Source organism: Devosia sp. Leaf420, assembly GCF_001425445.1.
Taxonomy (GTDB): domain Bacteria; phylum Pseudomonadota; class Alphaproteobacteria; order Rhizobiales; family Devosiaceae; genus Devosia.
Genome location: NZ_LMQU01000009.1, coordinates 315,701 through 336,858 on the forward strand (window position 1 = coordinate 315,701; position 21,158 = coordinate 336,858).

General features: G+C 61.1%; 22 protein-coding genes. 12 read left to right on the forward strand and 10 right to left on the reverse strand.

What is annotated here, in order from left to right:
* The first annotated feature begins 13 nt into the window (after positions 1-13).
* The 3 genes from ASG47_RS06105 to ASG47_RS06115 all read left to right on the forward strand — a co-directional run bounded on the left by ASG47_RS06105 (position 14) and on the right by ASG47_RS06115 (position 1,316).
* Positions 14-547 (forward strand): YcxB family protein, encoded by a 534-nt coding sequence (locus ASG47_RS06105; protein ID WP_061907835.1) that lies wholly within the window; start codon positions 14-16, stop codon positions 545-547.
* Positions 548-554: 7 nt separating this feature from the next.
* Entirely contained in the window at positions 555-1,019 is a 465-nt protein-coding gene (locus tag ASG47_RS06110; RefSeq protein ID WP_156464007.1) for a GNAT family N-acetyltransferase, read from the forward strand.
* 63 nt (positions 1,020-1,082) lie between these two features.
* The gene (locus ASG47_RS06115; RefSeq protein ID WP_061907837.1) at positions 1,083-1,316 is read left to right on the forward strand and encodes a hypothetical protein; all 234 of its coding nucleotides are present in this window, start codon (positions 1,083-1,085) and stop codon (positions 1,314-1,316) included.
* A 2-nt stretch (positions 1,317-1,318) separates the two neighbouring features.
* Here ASG47_RS06115 and ASG47_RS06120 read toward each other — a convergent pair whose 3' ends face one another.
* The 3 genes from ASG47_RS06120 to ASG47_RS06130 form a co-directional block, all read right to left on the reverse strand.
* On the reverse strand, positions 1,319-2,128 hold the full coding sequence (locus tag ASG47_RS06120) for an alpha/beta hydrolase (RefSeq protein ID WP_244487045.1): 810 nt from the start codon (positions 2,126-2,128) through the stop codon (positions 1,319-1,321).
* A gap of 190 nt (positions 2,129-2,318) precedes the next feature.
* On the reverse strand, positions 2,319-3,452 hold the full coding sequence (locus tag ASG47_RS06125) for a site-specific DNA-methyltransferase (protein ID WP_061907839.1): 1,134 nt from the start codon (positions 3,450-3,452) through the stop codon (positions 2,319-2,321).
* Between the two features lie 106 nt (positions 3,453-3,558).
* Complete coding sequence (locus tag ASG47_RS06130; RefSeq protein ID WP_061908087.1) at positions 3,559-4,143, reverse strand: ribonuclease HII; 585 nt, start codon at positions 4,141-4,143, stop codon at positions 3,559-3,561.
* 177 nt (positions 4,144-4,320) lie between these two features.
* On the opposite strand from ASG47_RS06130, the gene ASG47_RS06135 reads away from it, so the two are divergent.
* Together ASG47_RS06135 and ASG47_RS06140 are read left to right on the forward strand one after the other, a co-directional pair.
* Positions 4,321-4,902: a hypothetical protein gene (locus tag ASG47_RS06135; RefSeq protein ID WP_061907840.1), complete on the forward strand. Its 582-nt coding sequence runs from the start codon at positions 4,321-4,323 to the stop codon at positions 4,900-4,902.
* 79 nt (positions 4,903-4,981) lie between these two features.
* Positions 4,982-5,656 (forward strand): HAD family hydrolase, encoded by a 675-nt coding sequence (locus ASG47_RS06140; RefSeq protein WP_061907841.1) that lies wholly within the window; start codon positions 4,982-4,984, stop codon positions 5,654-5,656.
* A gap of 102 nt (positions 5,657-5,758) precedes the next feature.
* Here the strand turns inward: ASG47_RS06140 and ASG47_RS06145 are convergent, their stop codons facing one another.
* Positions 5,759-6,907 carry a PA0069 family radical SAM protein gene (locus ASG47_RS06145; protein WP_061907842.1) on the reverse strand — a complete coding sequence of 383 codons (1,149 nt, stop codon included), beginning with the start codon at positions 6,905-6,907 and terminating at the stop codon, positions 5,759-5,761.
* A 353-nt stretch (positions 6,908-7,260) separates the two neighbouring features.
* Between ASG47_RS06145 and ASG47_RS06150 the strand changes: the two genes are divergently transcribed.
* A complete protein-coding gene (locus ASG47_RS06150; RefSeq protein WP_061908088.1) occupies positions 7,261-8,742 on the forward strand; it encodes an MDR family MFS transporter in 1,482 nt (493 codons plus the stop codon).
* Between the two features lie 43 nt (positions 8,743-8,785).
* On the opposite strand, the gene ASG47_RS06155 is transcribed toward ASG47_RS06150, so the two are convergent.
* From ASG47_RS06155 to ASG47_RS06170, 4 genes are all read right to left on the reverse strand, one after another.
* A complete protein-coding gene (locus tag ASG47_RS06155; protein WP_061908089.1) occupies positions 8,786-9,739 on the reverse strand; it encodes a glutathione S-transferase family protein in 954 nt (317 codons plus the stop codon).
* 108 nt (positions 9,740-9,847) lie between these two features.
* Positions 9,848-10,384, reverse strand: a complete 537-nt coding sequence (gene moaB / locus ASG47_RS06160; RefSeq protein ID WP_061907843.1) for a molybdenum cofactor biosynthesis protein B — start codon at positions 10,382-10,384, stop codon at positions 9,848-9,850.
* The gene (locus tag ASG47_RS06165; protein ID WP_061907844.1) at positions 10,362-11,693 is read right to left on the reverse strand and encodes an MFS transporter; all 1,332 of its coding nucleotides are present in this window, start codon (positions 11,691-11,693) and stop codon (positions 10,362-10,364) included. Before ASG47_RS06165 ends, moaB begins: the two co-directional genes overlap by 23 nt.
* 300 nt (positions 11,694-11,993) lie before the next feature.
* Complete coding sequence (locus ASG47_RS06170; protein WP_061907845.1) at positions 11,994-12,803, reverse strand: uracil-DNA glycosylase; 810 nt, start codon at positions 12,801-12,803, stop codon at positions 11,994-11,996.
* 66 nt (positions 12,804-12,869) lie between these two features.
* Between ASG47_RS06170 and ASG47_RS06175 the strand changes: the two genes are divergently transcribed.
* From ASG47_RS06175 to ASG47_RS06185, 3 genes are all read left to right on the forward strand, one after another.
* Positions 12,870-14,516 (forward strand): electron transfer flavoprotein-ubiquinone oxidoreductase, encoded by a 1,647-nt coding sequence (locus ASG47_RS06175; protein WP_061907846.1) that lies wholly within the window; start codon positions 12,870-12,872, stop codon positions 14,514-14,516.
* Positions 14,517-14,612: 96 nt separating this feature from the next.
* A complete protein-coding gene (locus ASG47_RS06180) occupies positions 14,613-16,331 on the forward strand; it encodes a tetratricopeptide repeat protein (protein WP_061907847.1) in 1,719 nt (572 codons plus the stop codon).
* Positions 16,332-16,336: 5 nt separating this feature from the next.
* Complete coding sequence (locus tag ASG47_RS06185; protein WP_061907848.1) at positions 16,337-17,212, forward strand: 4-(cytidine 5'-diphospho)-2-C-methyl-D-erythritol kinase; 876 nt, start codon at positions 16,337-16,339, stop codon at positions 17,210-17,212.
* A gap of 3 nt (positions 17,213-17,215) precedes the next feature.
* Here ASG47_RS06185 and ASG47_RS06190 read toward each other — a convergent pair whose 3' ends face one another.
* The gene (locus ASG47_RS06190; protein ID WP_061907849.1) at positions 17,216-18,235 is read right to left on the reverse strand and encodes a polyprenyl synthetase family protein; all 1,020 of its coding nucleotides are present in this window, start codon (positions 18,233-18,235) and stop codon (positions 17,216-17,218) included.
* 209 nt (positions 18,236-18,444) lie between these two features.
* On the opposite strand from ASG47_RS06190, the gene ASG47_RS06195 reads away from it, so the two are divergent.
* Genes ASG47_RS06195 through ASG47_RS06205 form a run of 3 tightly spaced genes read left to right on the forward strand, consistent with a single transcriptional unit; the run spans position 18,445 to position 20,232 of the window.
* A complete protein-coding gene (locus ASG47_RS06195) occupies positions 18,445-19,110 on the forward strand; it encodes a tRNA1(Val) (adenine(37)-N6)-methyltransferase (RefSeq protein ID WP_200913567.1) in 666 nt (221 codons plus the stop codon).
* A gap of 45 nt (positions 19,111-19,155) precedes the next feature.
* Positions 19,156-19,998 carry a S49 family peptidase gene (locus tag ASG47_RS06200; RefSeq protein ID WP_061907851.1) on the forward strand — a complete coding sequence of 281 codons (843 nt, stop codon included), beginning with the start codon at positions 19,156-19,158 and terminating at the stop codon, positions 19,996-19,998.
* Between the two features lie 12 nt (positions 19,999-20,010).
* Positions 20,011-20,232, forward strand: coding sequence for a hypothetical protein (locus tag ASG47_RS06205; protein WP_061907852.1), 222 nt, complete (start codon positions 20,011-20,013; stop codon positions 20,230-20,232).
* 28 nt (positions 20,233-20,260) lie between these two features.
* Here ASG47_RS06205 and ASG47_RS06210 read toward each other — a convergent pair whose 3' ends face one another.
* A complete protein-coding gene (locus tag ASG47_RS06210; protein ID WP_162243225.1) occupies positions 20,261-21,082 on the reverse strand; it encodes a phosphotransferase family protein in 822 nt (273 codons plus the stop codon).
* Positions 21,083-21,158 lie beyond the last annotated feature (76 nt).

Here is a 21,158-nt window from a genome sequence, read left to right on the forward strand (position 1 = left end):
TCCCGAGATCAGAATGAACCGTACCGCCGACATCCAACTGCTTCCGCACGATCTGGCCGACGCCAACAAGCTGCAATTCATCAATTCATTGCGGCGGCCGCGCGGGATTTTGAGCGTTTTGTTTCTCTCGGCTGCCCTCTCGACGATATTCGGCCTTCTGGTTTGGGACGCGGGAAATGCCCTCCCCATTGCCGCCTTCACAATCGTTTCGCCGCTGGCCGTGCTTGCCGGGCCGGCCTTTGTGGTCTGGGTCATCAACCCGGGCACAGCGCGCCGGATTTTCAAACAGCAGGTGAGCCTTAGAAAACCCTACTCGATCGCTTGGGACGAGGCCCACTATCTGGCTCATTCCGATCTCGGCAATACGAAGCTGCCTTGGAGCGACCTTTTCCGCGTCGAGCACAACGACAAGCTGATCGTGCTCTTTGAATCGCAGAACCTGCGCCGCATCATTCCACTACGCTTTCTGTCACCCGAGCAGCGCGCCGACATCGAAGGCGTCATCGCAGCGGCTGCGCCGCAGGCGATGGCGCGGAAATGGAAATGAGGTATCCGTGACCCTTATCCGCATTCGGCCGGCCGACGTTAGAGACAAAGACGCACTCAAAAGTCTTCTCGATCTCTCGTGGTTGACCCATTGGGCGCCTCATGTGCATGCCGCATCCGTAATGCGCTATCGGGGCGAACGCCCGGCGCATGGCTATGTCGATTCCCGTTTGCAGAACTTTGTGGTCGCCGAGCGCGATGGCGTTGTCCTCGGTATGTTTGACCTAGACGCATCATATCTGCATGCAATTCACGTGCATCCCGAGGCGATAGGGAGCGGCTTGGGAAAAGCCTTGATGGACCATGCGGAGGAGAATGGCGCGGCCGTGCTTGACGTTCGCGTCTTCAATAGGAATGCCATAGACTTTTACCAGCATCGCGGTTGGCAGAAAACCGAAGAATGTGATGCCTCCGAGATGGGTACGCCGACTCGATCGATCACTATGGTGCTGCCCCGAAACGGGTTTGGCTGACCAAACCATTTTCCTGGGAGCGACGGGCAGGTTCGCGCATTCTTCTTCAAAGAGGAGATGCGAATGGATGCTTCCAAGGGAAATTTTACGGGTCGCTGGCTGCATGAGGGTGATTGGCAGGGCAAGGATTTCAGCCACGAATTTGCCGAATACGATCATGACGAACACCCCGGCGCGCAAGGGGCGACGCCGATGCGCCATGCCTATGTCGAGCAGGGTGGGCAGCAAGTGGCCGTGTGGGTGCCGGCGGAATGGTCGGATGCGCAGGTGCGACAAGCTCTGGAATCCAACTGGTAGGCTTAAACCTTGAGGTTGGAGTCTAGAAATTTCGCCACGTCGTCGAGCACCGGGGCCATACGTCGTCCCGGACGGCTGAAGGCGATGAGGGTCTGTGGGTGGCCGAGTTGCGGATAGTGTTTTTCCTCGACGGTCACACCTACACCGCGCAAGCGCTTGGCCAAGGCTACGGTGTTTCTTGGGTAGACCAGCCCGTCCTTGTCGCCGGTTGCGAGGAACATGGGGGCGGCCGTGTTCCTGACATGCTCGATGGGCTGGGTGTCGCGCGGATTTGGGACGGCGCCAAAGGTGCGCATGGTGATTTTGCCGTCGAAGGGAAAGAAATCATATGGCCCTGACAGCCCGACGACGCAGCGCACGCTCTTGGTTATGGTTGACTGCGCCAGATAATTCGGATGGAGCGCGAGCATGATGGCGTTATAGGCGCCAGCCGAATGGCCCATCAGGCCGATCCGTGAGGAGTCCCCGCCAAATTCCGAGATAGTGGCTTCGACCCATTTCAAAGCCATGAAGCAATCATCGAGGAAGGCCGGATATTCGACTTCGGGCAGGAGGCGATAATCGGCGACGACGGTTACATAGCCGAGGGCCGCGAGCGCGCGGCCGGCAAAATCGTAATTGTGCCGATCCCCATCCATCCAGGAGCCGCCATAGATGAAAAAGACCACCGGCAGCGGCCGAGAAGCGTTGCGCGGCGCATAGATATCGAGCTTTTGGCGCGGCTCAGCGCCATAGGCAAGGTCGCGTGCGATCTTCTCAGCCCCCGCGTCCTTGGGCGTTAACGCATTGAATATCTGAAGCAACGACCACACGGCTAACGCCCTCATCAAACCGACGCAGCAACGTCAGCGAGGACGAAAATGTTTCGTCTCCTGTTTGTCCGCGCATCGATTTATTGAATGGCTATCGCCGCGGGGCGCGGCATCACGATTTCCGAAAACAAAAAGGCCGCTGGGGCAAACCAGCGGCCAGTTTAAGAGCCTGAGTGATTGGAGGTCAGGATCAGGCAGAAAGCAAATCAAGTTTTTGGCGCACACTTGCCCGGAGGACATCGATGGGCTCGGTTACGCCAAGAAAGTCGTGGTGCCAGAAGGTCCACCCGTTGCATGCCTCAGCGCCCTGAACCAATGCGCCGACCTTGTGGATCGACCCTTGGTGCGGACCTGAGACGAGCGAGCCGTCTGCACGAACCATAGCAGAGTAACGTTTCGTTAAGTCGAAAAGTTGCGCACCCGGTTCGATCAAGCCTTGTTCAACGAGAGACCCGAAGGGAATACGGGTTTCCTTGCGCTTCGGGGTGACCGATTGCAGCGCATCGAACACTGCAGGGCGGATCGAAGCGATGCGCTGGCGGGCCGCTGCGACATAGGTGTCCTCGCGCTCGATGCCGATGAAGTGGCGGCCAAGTTTGCGCGCCACGGCTCCGGTTGTGCCGGTGCCGAAGAACGGGTCGAGCACGATATCGCCCGGCTTGGTCGTCGCGTTGAGAATGCGGAAAAGCAGGGCTTCAGGCTTTTGGGTCGGATGGACCTTGCCGTCGTCTTCGTCTTTGAGACGTTCAGCGCCTGTGCAGATCGGGAAGAGCCAATCGGACCGCATCTGCGTGTCGTCATTGGCAAGCTTCATGGCTTCATAATTGAAGGTCACGCGGCTCTTCTGGCTTTTGGAGGCCCAGATCAGCGTTTCGTGCGCATTGGTGAACCGGGTGCCGCGGAAATTGGGCATCGGGTTGGCCTTGCGCCAGATGACGTCGTTGAGCATCCAGAAATCGAGATCCTGGAGCGCCGTGCCGACGCGGAAGATATTGTGATAAGAGCCGATGACCCAGATGGCGCCATCGGGCTTCAGGACGCGGCGGGCGGCCTTCAGCCAGCCGCGAGTAAAGGCGTCATAGTGGGCAAACGAATCGAACTTGTCCCAATCATCATCGACCGCATCGACCTTTGACTGGTCGGGGCGCGTGAGCCCCTCGGCCAGTTGCAGGTTATAGGGCGGATCGGCAAAGATGAGATCGACGGAGCCGGCCGGCAAGGCATTCATGTGGTCGATGCAATCGCCCACAAGAATGGTGTCGATCGGAAGGCGAACAGCCTCCTCCGCATCGGCCAACGGGGCCGTACGCGCGGTACGCAACATGCAACTATCCCTAACGCAGTACTAACCCTGCCTTTGTACTTTGTCAGGGTTAATGGAGCGTTCGCAAGGGGTTAGCGAGGGGTTAACTCTCGACTACAACCACGGTCTACGTGACGAGAAGCGCGGCTACCGGGGCAAAAGCCGAGCGGTGATGGCGGCAAGGGCCGTGCAAATTCAACGCCTTGAGGTGGGCCGCCGTGCCATAGCCCTTGTGGCCGGCAAAGCCGAAATTTGGCGCATCGCAATCCATGATTGCGCACATGCGATCACGCATCACTTTGGCAACGATGGAGGCGGCGGCGATCGAGACGCTGCGACCATCGCCGCCGATCAGCGCAATGCCGGGGCAGGGGAGCATGGGGGGGACGTCGCGCCCATCGACGAGGACGCAATCGGCAGCGCAGGGAAGGGCGCGGACGGCGCGCGCCATGGCGGCAAGGGTCGCGCCGCGGATATTGAGACTGAGGATGTCCGAGGGCGGGGCGCTGACGACTGACACATCGGCGACGGCGAGAATTTCGGCAAAGAGCTCTTCGCGCCGCTCGGCGGTGAGTTTTTTGGAGTCGTTGAGGCCCTGCGGGATGCGCTCGGGATCGAGGCGCACGGAGGCAACGACGACGGGCCCGGCAAGGGGGCCGCGGCCGGCTTCATCAACGCCCACGACGCAATGGGCGCCGCGGGCATAGGCCATGGCTTCGTGGGAAAAGTCGGGGAAATCAACCTCGGGCGCGAAGAGCTCTGCGCTGGTTTCCAAAATTGCTGCTGTTGCCGCCTTGCGTGCCATCAGCTCCTGCCGGTCATCGTCTGGTCTTTTTCTCAAGCGCACTGGTATAAGAGTCTGGCCGGGGGGCAAAGACGAGAGTTTGTTATGCGCTTGCCCGCGGCCCTTGTGGCCTTGATCGCCTTCGCTTCGCCTGCCTTTGCCGAGCCGTTTCATCATTCGAGCGGAGAATGGCGGGAATATTTTCGCGATTGGCTCGCCTCGTGCCCGGACAATATCAACGAGGATGCGACCGACTTTTATGGCTATTCCTGCTTTGCCAGCACAGGGAGCCAGACGAGGAACAGCGCCAATCTGCCGGCCTATAAGCTGACGCTGATCCGCAACCGGCTCGACGGCACGCTCGATGTGGCGATCACCATTGCGACCGACAAAACCGCCTATGACGAAACGCGGCCGATGCGGCTGCTGTTTTCCGGCTCGGTTCCGGTGATGCTCAATATGGGCGCGGAAATCGAGACGCGTTTTAACACGACCAACCAGTATTTCGTCGCCGATCCCGAGCTGGCGCTGAGCCTGATCGAGCAGATGAAAGAGCGCACATCGCTCAAGCTCGTCGTGCCGATTGTCGGCGAGGGTAAGCCGGCTGAAATCTGGCTGTCGCTACAGGGCGTCATGGCCTCGCTCGATTTCATGGCGACCAATGCGCGCAAGATCGCGCAGTACTGAGGCATCCCCTACGCCAACAGAGCTGTTGACGAATGCGCTGCGTTCGTGTGGTTTCGCGCCGCTTATTTAGGGACGAACCATGACACTCAAGCCTGGCGCTGGCCTGCTTTTCGATATCGACGGCACTCTCGTGGAAAGCGATCCGCTGCATCTTGAGGCTTTCAACCGAGCCTTTGCGCCCTATGGTCATCATTTCGATCGCGAGCGCTTTGGGCGGGAGTTGCAGGGGCTCGCTAATGAGGCGATCGGCGCGCGCTTTTTGCCGGGCGAGACCAAAGAGCGGCAGTGGGACATCATGATGAGCAAGGAAGCGCTGTTCCGCGAACTGGCTTCTGAAGGGATCGAACCAGTGCATGGGCTGTTCGAATTGCTCGATTGGGCGGATTCGATCGGTTTGCCGGCGGTGGCGGTGACCAATGCACCGCGGGATAATGCCGAGCAGTTGTTGAATTCGATCGGCGCGCGGCCTCGCTTCAAGGGGCTGGTGATCGCGGACGAGCTGGAACACGGCAAGCCGCATCCTCTGCCTTATCTCGAAGGGCTGCGGATATTGGGGGCGGAAGCGGCGAACTGTGTGGCGTTCGAGGATTCGCGCGCGGGGCTGAAATCGGCGACGTCGGCGGGAATTGCGACGATCGGCATGGCGACGGGGCTTGAGCCGGCGCAATTGGTCGAGGCCGGTGCGACGCTGGCGGCGCGGGATTATCGGGATGCGGCGTTGCTGGAGTTTGTCAAAGGTCGCGTTTTAGCTTAGTGGACCTTGGAGCTCACTGAGAAATCCCCCTCACCGACTCGGCCTTCGGCCGAGCCACCTCTCCCCGAGGGGGAGAGGAATAAGAGGGGCCATTGCCAACCGCTAAAACAAACTCATCTGTTTGCTTTCCAGCTGGGGCTGGATGAAGAGGTCGGTGCGCAGGCTTGGGAGTTTGGCGTCGAGTTCGTAACGTTCGCGGGCTTTTTCGAAGCGTTGGCGGAGGAGGGTGGCGTAGGGGCCTTCTCCGGTCATGCGGGTGCCGAAACGGGAGTCATAGTCTTTCCCGCCGCGGGTGTCGCGGACCAGCGAGAGCACGTGGCGGACCCGATCGGGGAAGTGGCGAAGGAGCCATTCGCGAAACACGTCGCGGACTTCGCCGGGAAGGCGGAGGAGGATCATCGAGGCGCTGAGCGCGCCCTGGGCTTTGCCGGCATCGAGAATGCGTTCGAGTTCCATGTCGTTGATCGCCGGGATCATCGGTGAGGCAAAGATCGCGGTGGGCACGCCGGCTTCGCTGAGGAGCCGGATGGCTTCGAGGCGACGGGAAGGCGAGGACGCGCGCGGCTCCATCTTGCGGCTGAGTTTGTGATCCATCGATGTCACCGAAATCGCGACTTTCACGAGACCCAGTTTGGCCAATTCGGTCAGGAGATCGAGATCGCGCAGGATCAGCGCCGACTTGGTGGTGATCATCACCGGATGGCGCGTTTCGAGCATGACCTCGAGGATGGAGCGGGTCAGCTTATGCTTGCGTTCAGCCGGCTGATAGGGATCGGTATTGGTGCCCATGGCGATGGGTTTGGGCCGATAGGACTTGGCCGACAATTCGGCGCGCAGGGCTTCGACGGCATTGGTCTTGACGTAGATTTCGCGCTCGAAATCGACGCCCGCCGAATGGCCGAGATAGGCGTGAGTGGGGCGGGCATAGCAATAGGAACAGCCGTGCTCGCAGCCGCGATAAGCGTTGATCGAGCGCTCGAAACCGATATCGGGGCTGTCATTGCTGGTGATGATGGATTTGGCGCGCTCGGCATGTTCGACCGTTTCAAAGGTCGGCAGCGTTTCGACCGAACCCCAGCCATCGTCGAAATTCTCGCGCGCATGGATTTCGAAGCGCCCGGACCGGTTGGTCTGGGCGCCACGACCGCGGATGCGATCGGAATTGAGCAGCTCGCGCCGGGCGAGGTCCGCATCGCGGCTCTGGCTCAAGCGTTCGAGCGCTTCGAAAGACGGGGCCTGATAGAGGGCCATGAGAAATCTCCCTAATCCCAGCACGCTTCGGAATCGAACCGGGAACAGCACCGAATCTAGCAATCGGAGTGGAACGCAACAAGAACAAAGTTCTACTTATGTTCTCACTTTTTGTTTCGCATTGCAGCGTTGCGACGCTCGGACTGGACGCTTTGAAGCGGAGATCCTATCAAGGGCAACTGTTTAAGGGGTGGCGCATCGGGACCAGACGATCGGGCCTGAATATGCTTCCAATCGGCCAGCAATTTGTGGCTGCTGACATCCCCTGTCGCAGAAAAAATAAAAGAGCGATGTCGAACCGTAAAGACGCGGAGCGTCGTACGGATGTCGCGCGCTTGAGAGAGGGTTTGGAAATGACAACTGATACTGTTGGCTTCGACGGCTTGCCGCAAAGCGCACCGCACCATCCGGACAATGCCGCGCGCAATCGGCTGGTGATCGCGCTTTTGCTGGTGTCGACCTTCGTGGTGTTTCTCAACGAAACCATCATGAGCGTCGCCATTCCGCACCTGATGACCGATCTCGATATCAGCGCCAGCACCGCGCAATGGCTGACGACGGCATTTCTTCTTACGATGGCCGTGGTGATCCCGATCACCGGCTTTCTGCTGCAGCGGCTGAACACGCGGCCGATCTATATGATCGCCATGACCGTCTTCGCCGTGGGTACGGCTATTTGCGCCGTGTCGCCAGGGATCGAACTGCTGATCGCCGGGCGCGTGGTGCAGGCCATTGGTACGGCCATCATGATGCCGCTGCTGATGACGACCGTCATGACGCTGGTGCCGCCCGAAAGCCGCGGCAAAATCATGGGCAATATCTCGATTGTCATGTCGGTGGCGCCGGCCATCGGCCCGACCATCGGCGGGTTTATCCTTGCCCATTTCGACTGGCGCTTCATGTTCTATTTCACCCTGCCCATCGCGATCCTAGCGCTCGTGATCGGGGCGAGCCGTATCCGCAATGTGTCGACGCCGCGCTTCGCGCCGCTCGATATCCTGTCGGTAATCCTCTCGGCCTTTGCCTTTGGCGGCATCGTCTATGGGCTCTCGAGCCTCGGGGAAGGCGCAGAGCATGGCTCGGCGGTCCCGGCCTGGGTTCCGATTGTCGTGGGTGTGGTTTCAATGGCGCTCTTTGTGCAGCGTCAGTTCGGCCTGCAGAATGACGACAAGGCGCTGCTCGATCTGCGGACCCTCCAGCACCGGAATTATACGCTGGCGCTGATCACCATGGCGATCGCGATGGTGGCGCTGCTCGGTAGCTCGATCCTCTTGCCGATCTATACCCAGAAGGTGCTTGGCCTCGATACGCTGCAGACGGGCATGATCCTGCTGCCGGGCGGCCTGCTCATGGGTGTGCTTGGGCCTGTCGTCGGCCGGCTTTATGACCGGGTGGGGCCGCGGCCGCTTCTGGTGCCCGGCGTAATCGCCGTGTCGGCGGTGATGTGGGCGCTGACCATGGTCAGCCAATATACCCCGATCTGGGGCGTGATCGCCGGCCATATCGTCCTCAGCATTGGTCTGGCTTTCACCTTCACCCCGCTCTTCACCTCGTCGATGAGCTCGGTGCCGCCAAAATTCTATTCGCATGCGAGCGCTATTCTGGGCTCGGTACAGCAGGTGGCGGGTGCTGCGGGCATCGCGCTTTTCGTGGCGGTGATGAGCCTGCAGACCGCTTCGGGTGCTGCCGCTGGGCTTGGTGAAGTCGATGCACTGGCCGCCGGTATTCGTGCGGGCTTCCTCTGCGGTGCAGTGGTTTCGGTGCTGATGATCGTCGCGGCCTTCTTCGTGAAGAGGCCGGAAGGCGGTCACGGCGGCCCGGCAATGGGCCACTAGAAACACGAAGGGCCGGGTTCAACCCCGGCCCTTTTTCTTTGCCCTATTTGGCGGCTGGCTCGTAAAGCCCAGGAATGGCGGGACCGCGTGGGACGATGCCATTGGGGTTGAGCGTCTTGATCGAATAATAGCCGCGCTTGATGTGGTCGATATCGACCGTGGCGCGCACGCCCGGCACGTCGAGCACGCGCAGCATGTAGGCCTGCAGGTTCGGATAATCGGCGATGCGCTTGAGATTGGTCTTGAAGAGGCCGTGATAGGCGGCGTCGAACCGGACAAGCGTCACGAAGGCGCGGATGTCGGTCTCGGTCAGCGCTTCGCCGAAGAGGAATGATTTGCCCTCGAGCTTGTCTTCAAGCGTGTCGAGCGCTTCAAAGACATCGACATAGGCTTCGTCATAGGCTTGCTGGGTGGTGGCAAAGCCGGCGCGATAGACGCCATTGTTGAGGCGCGGATAGATATAGTCGTTGAGGGCGTCGATCTCGGCGCGGAAGGTTTCCGGGTAGAGATCGTATTGGTTGGACGCCAAGGCGCCGAAGCCGGAATTGAGCATGCGGAGGATATCCGCGCTCTCGTTGTTGACGATGGTGCCAAGCTTCTTGTCCCAGAGCACCGGCACGGTGGCGCGGCCGCTCACTTGCGGATCGGCCTTGGTGTAGATCTCATGCATATAGGTCGCGCCATTGATCGGATCAGGCTGGGCAAAGCGCCAGCCTTCGGCGCTGAGCTCGGGCTCGACGATCGAAACGCTGATGACCCCTTCGAGGCCCTTTAGAGTGCGACCGATGAGTGTGCGCGAGGCCCAGGGGCAGATGAGCGCGACATAGAGGTGATAGCGACCGGCGTCTGCGGCAAAGCCGGCTTCGCCAGTGGGACCGGCGCTGCCGTCTGGCGTGACCCAATTGCGGAAGGACGAGGTCTGGCGCACGAAGCCGCCTTTGGCGTCGACACCCTGAACCGGCTGCCAGTCGGCAGTCCATTTTCCGTTGACGAGCATGGCAAAAACCCTTTCCGCATTGCGCTGTTCCTTGCCCTGCAAGTGCGCCTCAATGCGGATCGGGTAAAGGCCTCATTGCCGAACGGGTTGTTCGACAGGGATTGAAAATCAGCGTTCGCTAAGGCGCGGCATCAGTTCGACGAAGTTGCAGGGCTTATGCCGGTAGTCGAGCTGATGGGTCAGAATGCCTTCCCAGGCATCGCGGCAGGCGCCACGCGAACCGGGGAGGCAGAAGACGAAGGTGGTGCCGATGAGGCCCGCCGTAGCGCGGGACTGGAGCGAACTGGTGCCGACCGTTGTTGCCGAATATTGATGGAAGAGGACGGAAAACCCTTCCATCCGCTTGTCGAACAGTGGCTCGACCGCTTCCGGCGTAACGTCGCGGCCGGAAAAGCCAGTGCCGCCGGTGGTGAGGATGACGTCGACTTTCGGATCGGCGACATAAGCCTGAACGGCCGCGCGGATGAGCTGGATATCGTCGCGCACAACTTGTCGGTCATGGCAGCTGTGGCCATCGGCTTCGAGGAGCGACTTCAGCAGCGCGCCGCCGGTATCGGTTTCGAGCGTGCGCGTATCCGACACGGCAATGACGGCGATGGACAGCGGCTTGAACGCCCGGTCTTCAAACTGTTCCGTCTTGAACATGGCGCTCATTCTCCGGGGTCTCGATCAGTTCATCGGGCACGGCAGCTTCGGACCGCAGCACCATCTCTTCTTCCTGATCCATATCAGCGCGCGGATCTAGCACAATCGATTCTGGCGTAACCTGCTTGTCATTGCCCATAGGCTGGAACGGCGCGCGTTCCGAAGCATCGACGCTCTTGCGCACCCGCATGCGGAGATAGGCAAAGACCGCGACGACAGCGTGAAAGATGGCTGTGATGATAAAGAGCGCGGCAGGCGAGATATTGCTCATCAGTACCGAGGCGATTGCTGGGCCGATGGCGAGACCGACGCCGAGGATGAGCAACATGCCGCCGGCAATCTTGGCGAAATTGCCGTCGCTGGCAAAGTCGTTCGCATGAGCCACGGCGATTGGGTAGAGCGGGTTGGCGGCAAGGCCATAGAGGGCAAAGAGGATATACATCATCCAGCCCGCGGCTGGATTGATGGCGACGATGAGGACGCCGACGACCGCCGAACAGGCGGCGAGCCCGATCATGACGAGGCGGCGATCGATGCGGTCCGAGAGACGGCCGAATGGGATTTGCGCGACCGCGCCGGCAATGGCGGCGATGGCAAAGAGTAGCGCGATACCGGTGGAATCAAGGCCCTGCTCATAGCCATAGACCGGGGCCAGCGTGCCGAACGCGCCATTGGCCATGCCGCAGCAAAAGGCAGCAACGGCAGCGACGGGCGAAGTTTTTATAAGAAGTGGCAGGTCAAGCTTGGCGGAGGCCAGCGGGCGCGGCTGCGGGCTCGAGGTGAGGGCCGGTGGCATCAGGGCGCAAATGAAGCTGATGGCGCCGATGACGAAGGGCAGGTAGCCGGCGGTGCCGGTGATCGACATGGCCATCTGGCCGACGGTCGAGGCGGCAAGGTTGATGGTCACATAGATCGAAAAGATCGTGCCGCGGCTCTTGTTGTCGGCGACTTCGTTGAGCCAGCTTTCAACGATCATGGCGGCGCCGGCAAAGCAGAAGCCGGACAAGGCGCGCAGCACGATCCAGCCGACGTCGTTGATCCACAAGAGATTGAGCAGGATGGTGATGGTTCCGATGGCGGCCATGACCGAGAAGGCGCGGATATGGCCGACCTTGCGCACGATCAGCGGCACGGCGATGGAGCCGGCGACAAAGCCTACCGACCAGCCTGTGCCGATCAGACCAAGAGCGAGGAGCGAAAAGTGCTCCTCCGCGCCGCGCACCGAGAGCAGCAGCCCCTGCAGGCCACCTCCGAACATCAACAGAGCCGAGCCAAGAAAAAGGGCATAGATTTTGACGACGGAAGCCATGGCGCTCGAAATATGTGGGCGGTCAAACGTTGCAAATCACGCGAGGGTGACCATAACGCGACAAAGCTGAAACGATAGGGCGGAATTAGGGACGGGCGGGAAAAAGTTGGGTGGGTGAGCTTCTGCTGATGGAGGCGCTCATGCAGTGAGCGTGGGTCACCCCCTCCCGGCCTCCCCCATCAAGGGGGAGGTGTCGTGCTGGTGGTTTTGACGAGAAGGTGCGCCAAACTCGATCCAGCACCTCCCCCTAGATGGGGGAGGATGGGAGGGGGTGTCGGCAAACTCGATGGCGCGGGGCGCTCAACTCAGCCCCAAACTATCCATCTTCATCTTCAAACTCAGCAGATCCGCCCAGGCCTGCTGCTTGGCCGCCGGGTTGCGCAGCAGATAGGCAGGGTGCAGCGTTGGCAGCGCCGGGACCTCGTGCGTGCCGATGGACACATCCTGCCAGCGGCCGCGCATTTTGATGATGCCGGAGGTGGTCTTGAAGACGGTCTGCATGGCGGGGCCGCCGAGCGTCATGACGAGGCGCGGGGCGACGAGTTCGACCTGGCGATTGAGGAAGGGGAGGCAAAGCTCCATTTCCTCGGGCGTCGGCGTGCGATTGCCGGGCGGGCGCCAGGGGACGGTGTTGACGATGAAGACCTTGGTGCGATCGAGGCCAATGGCGCCAAGCATGCGGTCGAGCAATTGACCCGAACGGCCGACAAAAGGTTTGCCCTGGCGATCCTCTTCGGCGCCGGGAGCTTCGCCGATCAGAACGATCTTGGCCTCGGGATTGCCATCGGCAAAGACGAGCTGGGTGGCGCGGAATTTGAGGCTGCAGCCGTTATAGGCTTCGAGAATGGTACGCAACTCGTCGAGCGACTGCGCGGTGGCGGCAAGGCGGCGTGCTTCGCTGGGGTCGCCGGTGATCGCAGCGGTGGCCGGGATCGGGGCGGGGGCATTGGGCGTTGCGGCCTGGCGTGCCTGTTGGGCAGGTTGCGGCGCGGCGGGCTTGGCAAAGCGGTCGACAGGGTCTTCGCCAACGGCAAGATCCACGCCGGCGGCGCGATACCAATCCAGCACGGCAAGCAGTTCGGCCTTGTCGAGTTCTCGAACTTGAGACATGAGGCTCGTTATGTCACACCGCGCGAGAGGCGACCAGTCGCCTAAAATTCACGAGGACTAGAGAAGATGGCTGAGGCGGGCAATCGCGAGACGCTTTCGACCGATGTATTGATCGTCGGCGCCGGTCCTGCGGGGCTGGCCGCGGCCATTCGCATCAAGCAGCGCCATCCCGACATCGCCGTCACGGTGGTGGAAAAGTCTGCCGAGATCGGTGGGCACATCATTTCGGGCGCCGTGATGGACCCGGTGGGGCTCGACGCGCTCATTCCCGATTGGCGGCTGAAGGGTTCGCCGGTGGGGCCAAATGTCACCAAGGACAGCTACCACTATCTGACGGCCAAGGGCGATTTTGCGCTGCCCCATGCTTTGGTGCCGCCGCAGATGAAGACGCCGGGCGCGGTGATCGTCAGCCTCGGGCGGCTGGTGCAGTGGCTCGGCGAACAGGCGATGGAATTGGGCGTCGATATTTTTCCGATGACCGCGGCGGTCGATGTGCTGCGCAGCGGCGATGGGCCGGTGCGCGGGGTGATTACCGGGGATCTCGGGCGCGATGCCGAGGGCAATCCCAAGCCAGGCTTTGCCGAGGGCATCGCCCTGAAGGCCAAATATACGCTGATCGCGGAAGGCGCGCGCGGTTCGCTTGCCAAGGCCTTGATCGGCGACTTTGCGCTCGGCAAGGAGCCGCAGAAATATGGGCTCGGGATCAAGGAAGTCTGGGAAATCCCGGGCGACAAGCACCATGCGGGCCAGGTCGACCATTATCTCGGCTTTCCGCTCGACAACGGCACGGCGGGCGGTGGCTTTGTCTACCATGCCGAGGACAACAAGCTTTATGTCGGCCTCGTTACCTATCTCGATTACGCCGATCCGACCCTATCGCCCTTTGATGAATTTCAGCGGTTCAAGACGCATCCGTCCGTTGCTAAGCTTCTGGATGGCGGGACACGCGTCAGCTATGGCGCGCGGGCGGTGACGGCTGGGGGCTGGCAATCCATTCCGACGCTGGCCTTTCCGGGCGGTGGGCTGATCGGCTGTTCGGCTGGCTTCATGAATGCCCCGCGCCTCAAGGCCATTCACAATGCCATTCTCTCGGGGATTGGTGCGGCGGATGCGGTGGGCTCGGCGATTGCAGCAGGCCGGCAGCAGGATGTGCTTGAGGATTTTGCGCAGAGTATCATGCGCACCGGCATCGAGAAGGAATTGAAGGGCGTCGCCAATGCCAAGCCGCTCTGGGGGCAGTTGGGGACGATTGCGGGGTCGCTGGCGATTGGCGCCGATCTCTGGATCGCCTCGATCTTTGGTCGCTCGCCGATCAAGCTGACCAAGCACGGGGCGCAGGACTATGCAAAACTCAAGCGGCGTAAGGATGTGGTGGGGCGCAGCTATCCACGGCCCGATGGGAAAGTGACGTTCGATCGGACGTCGTCAGTGTTTCTCGCCAATCTCGCGCATGACGAGGATCAGCCGGTGCATTTGCGCCTCGCCGATCCCAGCGTTCCGATCGAGAAAAACCTGCCGCTCTATGGCGAGCCGGCGCCGCTCTATTGCCCCGCGGGTGTTTATGAAGTTGCCCAAGAAGAGGGGCGGCCGGTCTTTAGAATTCACGCGGCAAATTGCGTGCATTGCAAGACCTGCGACATCAAGGACCCGGCCCAAAACATCACCTGGGTGCCGCCGGAAGGTGGTAGCGGGCCCAATTACAGCGGAATGTGACCGGTCAAATCATGCGTGGCCTTGCGGCGCGGCCGTAAAACAGACAATCTTTGCCGCCAAATCGTGCCGCCTGCGGCATAGGGAGACTTCTGCAACGTGACCTTGCTTTCCAACCGACTGGTGCGGCCTTTCATGGCGGCGATCCTGGCCATGTCACTCGTGCCCGCCGCTTCCGCCCAGACGGATACCAAGGGCCTCCTAGACATGCTGCAGCTCTTCAAGCCCAGCGCCACCGGCTCTTATCTCGCCGGGCGCCAGGCGCTCAATGAACTGCGCACCGATGAAGCCGCCCGCTATTTCAACCAGGCGGCGCAGAGCGATTGGGACAATCCGGTTCTGGTCGAACGCTCGTTCATTGCCTTTGCCGCCAATGGCGACATGGGGCAGGCCTCGCAGGTCGCGAAGCGCCTGATCGAGCTGGTTGGTCAAAATGAACTCGCCGATTTGGTCGTTGCGACCGAGGCGCTAAAAGAGCGCCGCTATACTGCGGCTGAAGACGCGCTCGAAACCATCTCGCAAGATACGTTTACCGGTATTACCGCTGGTATTCTTCGGGCCTGGGCTCTCGTCGGCGAAAAACGCTATGCCGAAGCCGATGAGTTGATGAGCAAGCTTGGTGCAACGGGGCTCGAGGATTTCCTCGTGTTCCACCGTGCGCTGATGGCGGAAGCTTCGGGCGATAAGGCCAAGGCGCTGGAACTGGCGGCCAAATCGTTCGAGAACGAGCCCTATGTCGCGCGCATGGTGGAAGTCTATGCGCGGATGCTGGCCAATGACGGGAAGTTCGACGAAGCTACGGAAGTCATCAAGACTTTCGAAGACCAAGGGCTGACCCATCCGCTCGTGACCGTGGTCAAGGAAGCGGTAGAGGCCAAGCGCCGGCCGGGCGTCTTCACGACCAATGTGCAGATCGGCGCGGCTGAGATGTTCCACGGTATCGGCGTGGCGCTGTCGCGCGATGGGAGCAAGGACCTGGCGCTCGTCTTTCTGCAGCTGGGCCGTTACCTCGAGCCCAACGCCGACGTGATTTCGCTCGCGGTCGGGCAGTTGCTCGATACCGACGCCCAGCACGATGCGGCCAATAAGATCTACGAGTCCATTCCCGCCTCGTCGGTTATGAAGCCGACTGCGGTTGTGCGCATTGCCCAGAATCTCGATGCCATGGGTGACCGCGCCGAAGCGCTGCGCCGGTTGCGCAATATCGTATCGACGAGCCCTGACGATCTCGACGCCGTTTCGGTGCTCGGCGATCTCCTGCGCTATGACGAACAATATACCGAAGCCGCTGACGCCTACACCAAGGCGCTCGAAATTTCGGGTGGCGAAGCACCGGCCGATTGGCGCTTCTATTATGTCCGCGGCATCGCCTATGAGCGCGCCAAGGAATGGCCCAAGGCTGAGGCCGATTTCCTCAAGGCGCTCAAGCTCAATCCGGACCAGCCGGCCGTTCTCAACTATCTCGGCTATTCCTGGATCGACATGGATATGAACCTCGACGAGGCGCTGACCATGATCGAGCAGGCCGTCGACGCGCAGCCGCAGGACGGCTATATCGTCGACTCGCTGGGCTGGGCTTTCTACAAGCTCAACCGCATCGACGAAGCCGTGGAAACGCTTGAGCGCGCCGTCATGCTGCGACCCAATGATGCCGAGATCAACGACCATCTGGGCGACGCCTATTGGAAGGCCGGACGGCACCTTGAGGCTCAATTCCAGTGGAAGGTCGCCCGGTCGGTCGACGAAGTGGGCAATGTTGCCCAGCGCGTCGATGCCAAGCTGACCAAGGGTCTCACGCCGGAAACCGCGACGGAATAAACTGCATGACTGAACCGGTCGTTCAGGCAGCGCCAGCCAAGATCAATCTGGCGCTGCACGTTACCCGTCGCCGTGAAGACGGCTACCATGACCTTGAAAGCCTGATCGTCTTCGCCGATGTGGCGGACGAGTTGGAGGCCGTGCCCGCCGACGCAGATAGGCTCGATATTTCGGGCCCTTTCGCATCGGCACTGAGCGGCGGTGGCGTCAATCTCGTGCTCCGCGCCATCGGCGCCTTCCGGCAGCGCTGGCCGGGAACTGTGCCCGATGGGATCGCGGTGCATCTGGTCAAGAACCTGCCGGTTGCGGCCGGCATCGGTGGCGGCTCGGCGGATGCTGCTGCGGCCCTCCGCATTCTGGCGGACATGTCCTCGGCGCCCATTCCGGTTTCGGAACTGGCTGATCTCGCGTCGACACTTGGTGCCGATGTGCCGGCATGCCTGATCAGCCGGCCGTTGGTGGCGCGTGGCGTGGGCGAGATCCTGTCGCCGCTGCCGCAGTTTCCCGATTGCCATGTCGTCTTGGTCAATCCTCTCGTGCCGGTTTCGACGCCAGACGTGTTTCGGCGGCTACGGGCGCATGACAATTACCCCCTGCCGGCGCTTCCGGAACCGATGACGCGACCGGCGCAATTGGGGCTGTGGCTGGCTGAAACGCGCAATGACTTGCAGCCACCTGCGGTCAAGCTCGTGCCTGTGATCGGGGAGATCGTCGACGATCTCGCGCAGACCCAAGGCTGCATCCTGTCGCGCATGTCGGGATCAGGCGCGACGGTGTTCGGGCTCTTCGGCTCGGAGGGACAGGCCTATCAGGCCGCGCAACTCATGCGCGAGCGCAACCCCGATCATTGGGTCGCAGCGGCGCCATTGCTGACGCCTTAAGCGTTACGATGCGCGGCTGACGCTGTGCATCACCACATCGGCGAGCAGGGTCTTCATCTCATTGTCTTGCAAGGAAGCGAGGGCGGCGACAGCGGCTTCGGCGTGGGCGTGTGCCTTTTCGAGCGTGCGACCAAGCGTGTTGTGCCGATTGAAGATCGCAACCACCTGATTGACTTCGAGCTCCGACGCATCGGCCTTGCCGAGAGCGCCGGCAATGATCGCGCGTTCGGCTTCATTGCCATCGGCAAGCGCGAGGATCACCGGCAGGGTCATCTTGCCTTCGCGGAGGTCGTCGCCGACATTCTTGCCGAGCGCACCGGACTGCCCACCATAATCGAGGGCATCATCGACAAGCTGGAAGGCATTGCCGAGTTCGAGGCCATATTGGGCGAGTGCAGCGCGCCCGGCGGCATCGGCGCCGCCCGACATGGCGCCGACTTCGCAGGCCGCCTTGAAGAGGATCGCCGTCTTGGCGCGAATGACCTCGGCATAATCGGCTTCTGTGGTCGTCAGGTCGCCAGTCTTGGCAAGCTGGAACACTTCGCCTTCGGCCATGACGGCGGATGCGGCAGAAAGCACGCCAAGCGCTTCGATATCGCCGGTTTCGACCATCATCATGAAGGCCTGGCCGAGGAGGAAATCGCCGACAAGGATCGAGGCCTTGTTGCCCCAGACCATGCGGGCCGCTGGCTTGCCGCGGCGCATATCGCTTTCATCGACGACATCGTCGTGAAGCAGCGTCGCATTGTGCATGAACTCGACGGCGGCGGCGAAATTGACCTCATTGCCCACACCCTTGCCGAAGAGCAGGGCCGCAGCGACCGTCAACATCGGGCGCAGACGCTTGCCGCCGCTCTCGATGAGGTAGCGCGCGAGCTCGGGCACCATTTCGACATGGGAATCGGCACGGCTCAGGATCAGGCTATTGACCCTAGCCATGTCATCGGCGGTTGCTGCCAACAGCTTGTCGACCGCATTGCCTGCCGGGATGTCATTCTTTTGGGTCAGAACAGAGACCGCCATTACCGTCCTCGTTTGCCGCACGGCAGCAAATCGGTTGAGCCTGTGAGATCAGCGCAATAAACTCGCGCTGAACCAGCCATCAGGGTGCGATGTCCCTAGACCAGCCAAGTGACTTTGTAAAACACCAAACCACAACGCGCGATGCCTTTTTGGGTGGCCGGATCACTCTGTCGCAACCTCAAAAGGGTTTTCGGGCTGGTTTGGACAGCGTGCTCTTAGGCGCTGCGGTGCGGGCGGGCACGGGACAACTTCTCGATCTTGGTGCCGGCGTAGGGACGGCTGGGCTCGTGGCGCTGTCGCTCGACCGGGCTAAAGAGGCCGTACTGGTGGAGCGGGATGTCGCGACGGCTGACCTTGCCGCACAAAATATTGACGACAACGGATTTGGCGAGAGGGCGAGAGTTCTCCCGCTCGACATTATGTCGCCTGGACCCATGAAGCGCGCGGCGGGTCTGGCTGAGAATTTTTTCGACGTCGTGATCGCCAATCCGCCATTTTTCGAGGCGGGGCAGGGGACGCTGGCGCCCGAAACAAGCCGGGCGGACGCGCGGCACATGGATGGCTCGGCACTCGAAAATTGGGCGCGCTGCGCGGCAGGGTGCGCGAGGGGCGGCGGCGAATTAATCGTGATTTATCCTGCGCAAGGCCTCGTGCATTTGCTCAATGCCATAGCGCCACGCTTCGGCGGCGTCACCGTGCTGCCGATCTCGCCGCGCAGCGGCGAAGACGCGACGCGCCTGCTGGTGCGCGGCACAAAAGGATCGCGGGCGCCGCTGACACTGAAGGCCACCCGCGCCTTGCACGGCGCGGCAGGGCGCGATTTGGCACCCGAATTCGACGCAATTTTCCGTGGGCAGGCAGCGCTCGACTGGTAAATCCTTAAAACCATGCCTAAATCACTGGAAAATAAAGGAGAGGACATGGTTGAGACGGTCGCCCCCAAGCCTAATTTTCTGGCCCGGCTGCTGCGCCGCCCTCCCGTCATTCCTGTGGTTCGCCTGCAAGGTGTGATTGCTGCCGATCAGCGGCCTGGGCGGCTGAATATCGACTCGGTCGATCCGCTCCTCAAACGCGCTTTCGATATGAAGGCGGCGCCGGTGGTCGCCATCGTCGTCAACTCGCCGGGTGGCTCGCCGGTGCAGAGCCGGTTGATCTCCAATCGCATCAGGCAATTGGCCGACCAGAAGGGCAAGCGCGTACTCGTCTTCGTCGAAGATGCGGCCGCATCGGGCGGCTATTTCATTGCCGTGGCGGGCGACGAGATCATTGCCGATCCCTCATCGATCGTCGGGTCGATCGGCGTCATCATGGCTGGCTTCGGCTTTGTCGGGGCGCTTGAAAAGCTTGGCATCGAACGGCGCGTGCATACCGCTGGGCGCAATAAATCGACACTCGATCCGTTCTTGCCCGAAAAGTACGAAGACGTCGAACGCATCAAGCGCTTTGAGCTAGACATCCATCAGGTCTTTATCGAGCACGTCAAACGGCATCGCGCCGGTCGGCTCAAGGCCGATGACGATGTGCTTTTTACCGGCGAATGGTGGCCAGGCCTGCGCGGCCTCGATCTTGGGCTGGTGGATAGTCTTGGTGAACTCCACACGGTGCTGCGCGAACGCTATGGCCAGAACATTGTGCTCAAACCCATCGCGGCAAAACGCCCGTTCTTTGCCATGCCCCGCCTCGGCTTTTCGGCGAGCGGTGTGGTAGAGGAACTAGCGACAAGTGTTGAGGATCGCGCGCTCTGGGCGCGGCTGGGACTTTAGGTCGAGAGTGTCATGCCGTTACGCATTCTGATTTTCGCGGCACTCGCCGTCATCGTCTATCTCGGCGTCAGGCGCATCTGGCGCGACTGGACGAGCAAGTTCGACAATGACGCGGAAGACGCCAAGCGCCTGCGCCGCGAGCGCGACCTGGCCGAACGCCAGCGCCCCGACGTCATCGACCTCAAACGCGATAAGGATGGAACGTTCAGGCCGAATGATCGGGACGACCGCTAGGTCAGAAGAATTCGCCGGCACCACGCCATCAGGGCGGCATCGTCGGCGGCGAAAGACCAGTAAGCAGCGAGCCATCGTTTCGCTGGACTGAACCCATCATCAAACCCGCGTCAGCCAGCCATGACTGTGCTTGCTGCCTGTCAGCGTCGGTTGCGGCTGGTGAAATCTCTGCATCAAGATAGGCCACAGCACTCCAGAGTTCGAAACGAGCGTCACCGATTACGGACGACGCGCCAAAATCGAGAACGGCCGTAATGCGTTCTCCTTCGGCGAGAACGTTGGCTGGAAAATAATCCAGATGGACCAGAGCCGGCTTTGATGGTTCATCCAACGGACTATCCGCCTGAGCCAGAACAGCGGCACGGAGGTCCTCGGGACAATGCCCGGCGCTCCGAAGGATGCGGGTCTTTGCGTAGTCTCTCCAAGAACCACGGCGGAGAGCATCATCTCCCGTGAGTGGCCCGAAGCCGTTCGCCGGCAGGACAATGGAAAAGATAGACGCGGCGGCGTCGAGATAATTTTGGATGAGGCGAACCCGCTCCAGACCCGAAACTATCTCGAGCATCTTCGACACCGGGACGCCGGGTAGCGTGGGTTCGATAACCGCGATGCGCTTGCCTATTTTATGGATGGCCAGCACTTCTGGTGTGAGAAAATCAAGATGCCGGGCATTGGACTTGATGGCTTTGAGGAGGCGCGCCTTCGCTTGCGCATCAGAAAAGCGCGCGCCCGGTCGCATAAGGCGCAGAACACGAGTGCTCCCTAAGCTATAAACACAAGCCTCGCCGCCCGAGCCCAGGAGTGGAGCATGGGGAAAACCGAGAGCCGCCAACACCGCTGCGTCGTCCAACACCCGTTTCAGCCTCCACTCTGCGCCATTGACCCGACCATGCGGTCAAACTAGAGGTTTGTCCCGCACAAGTGCA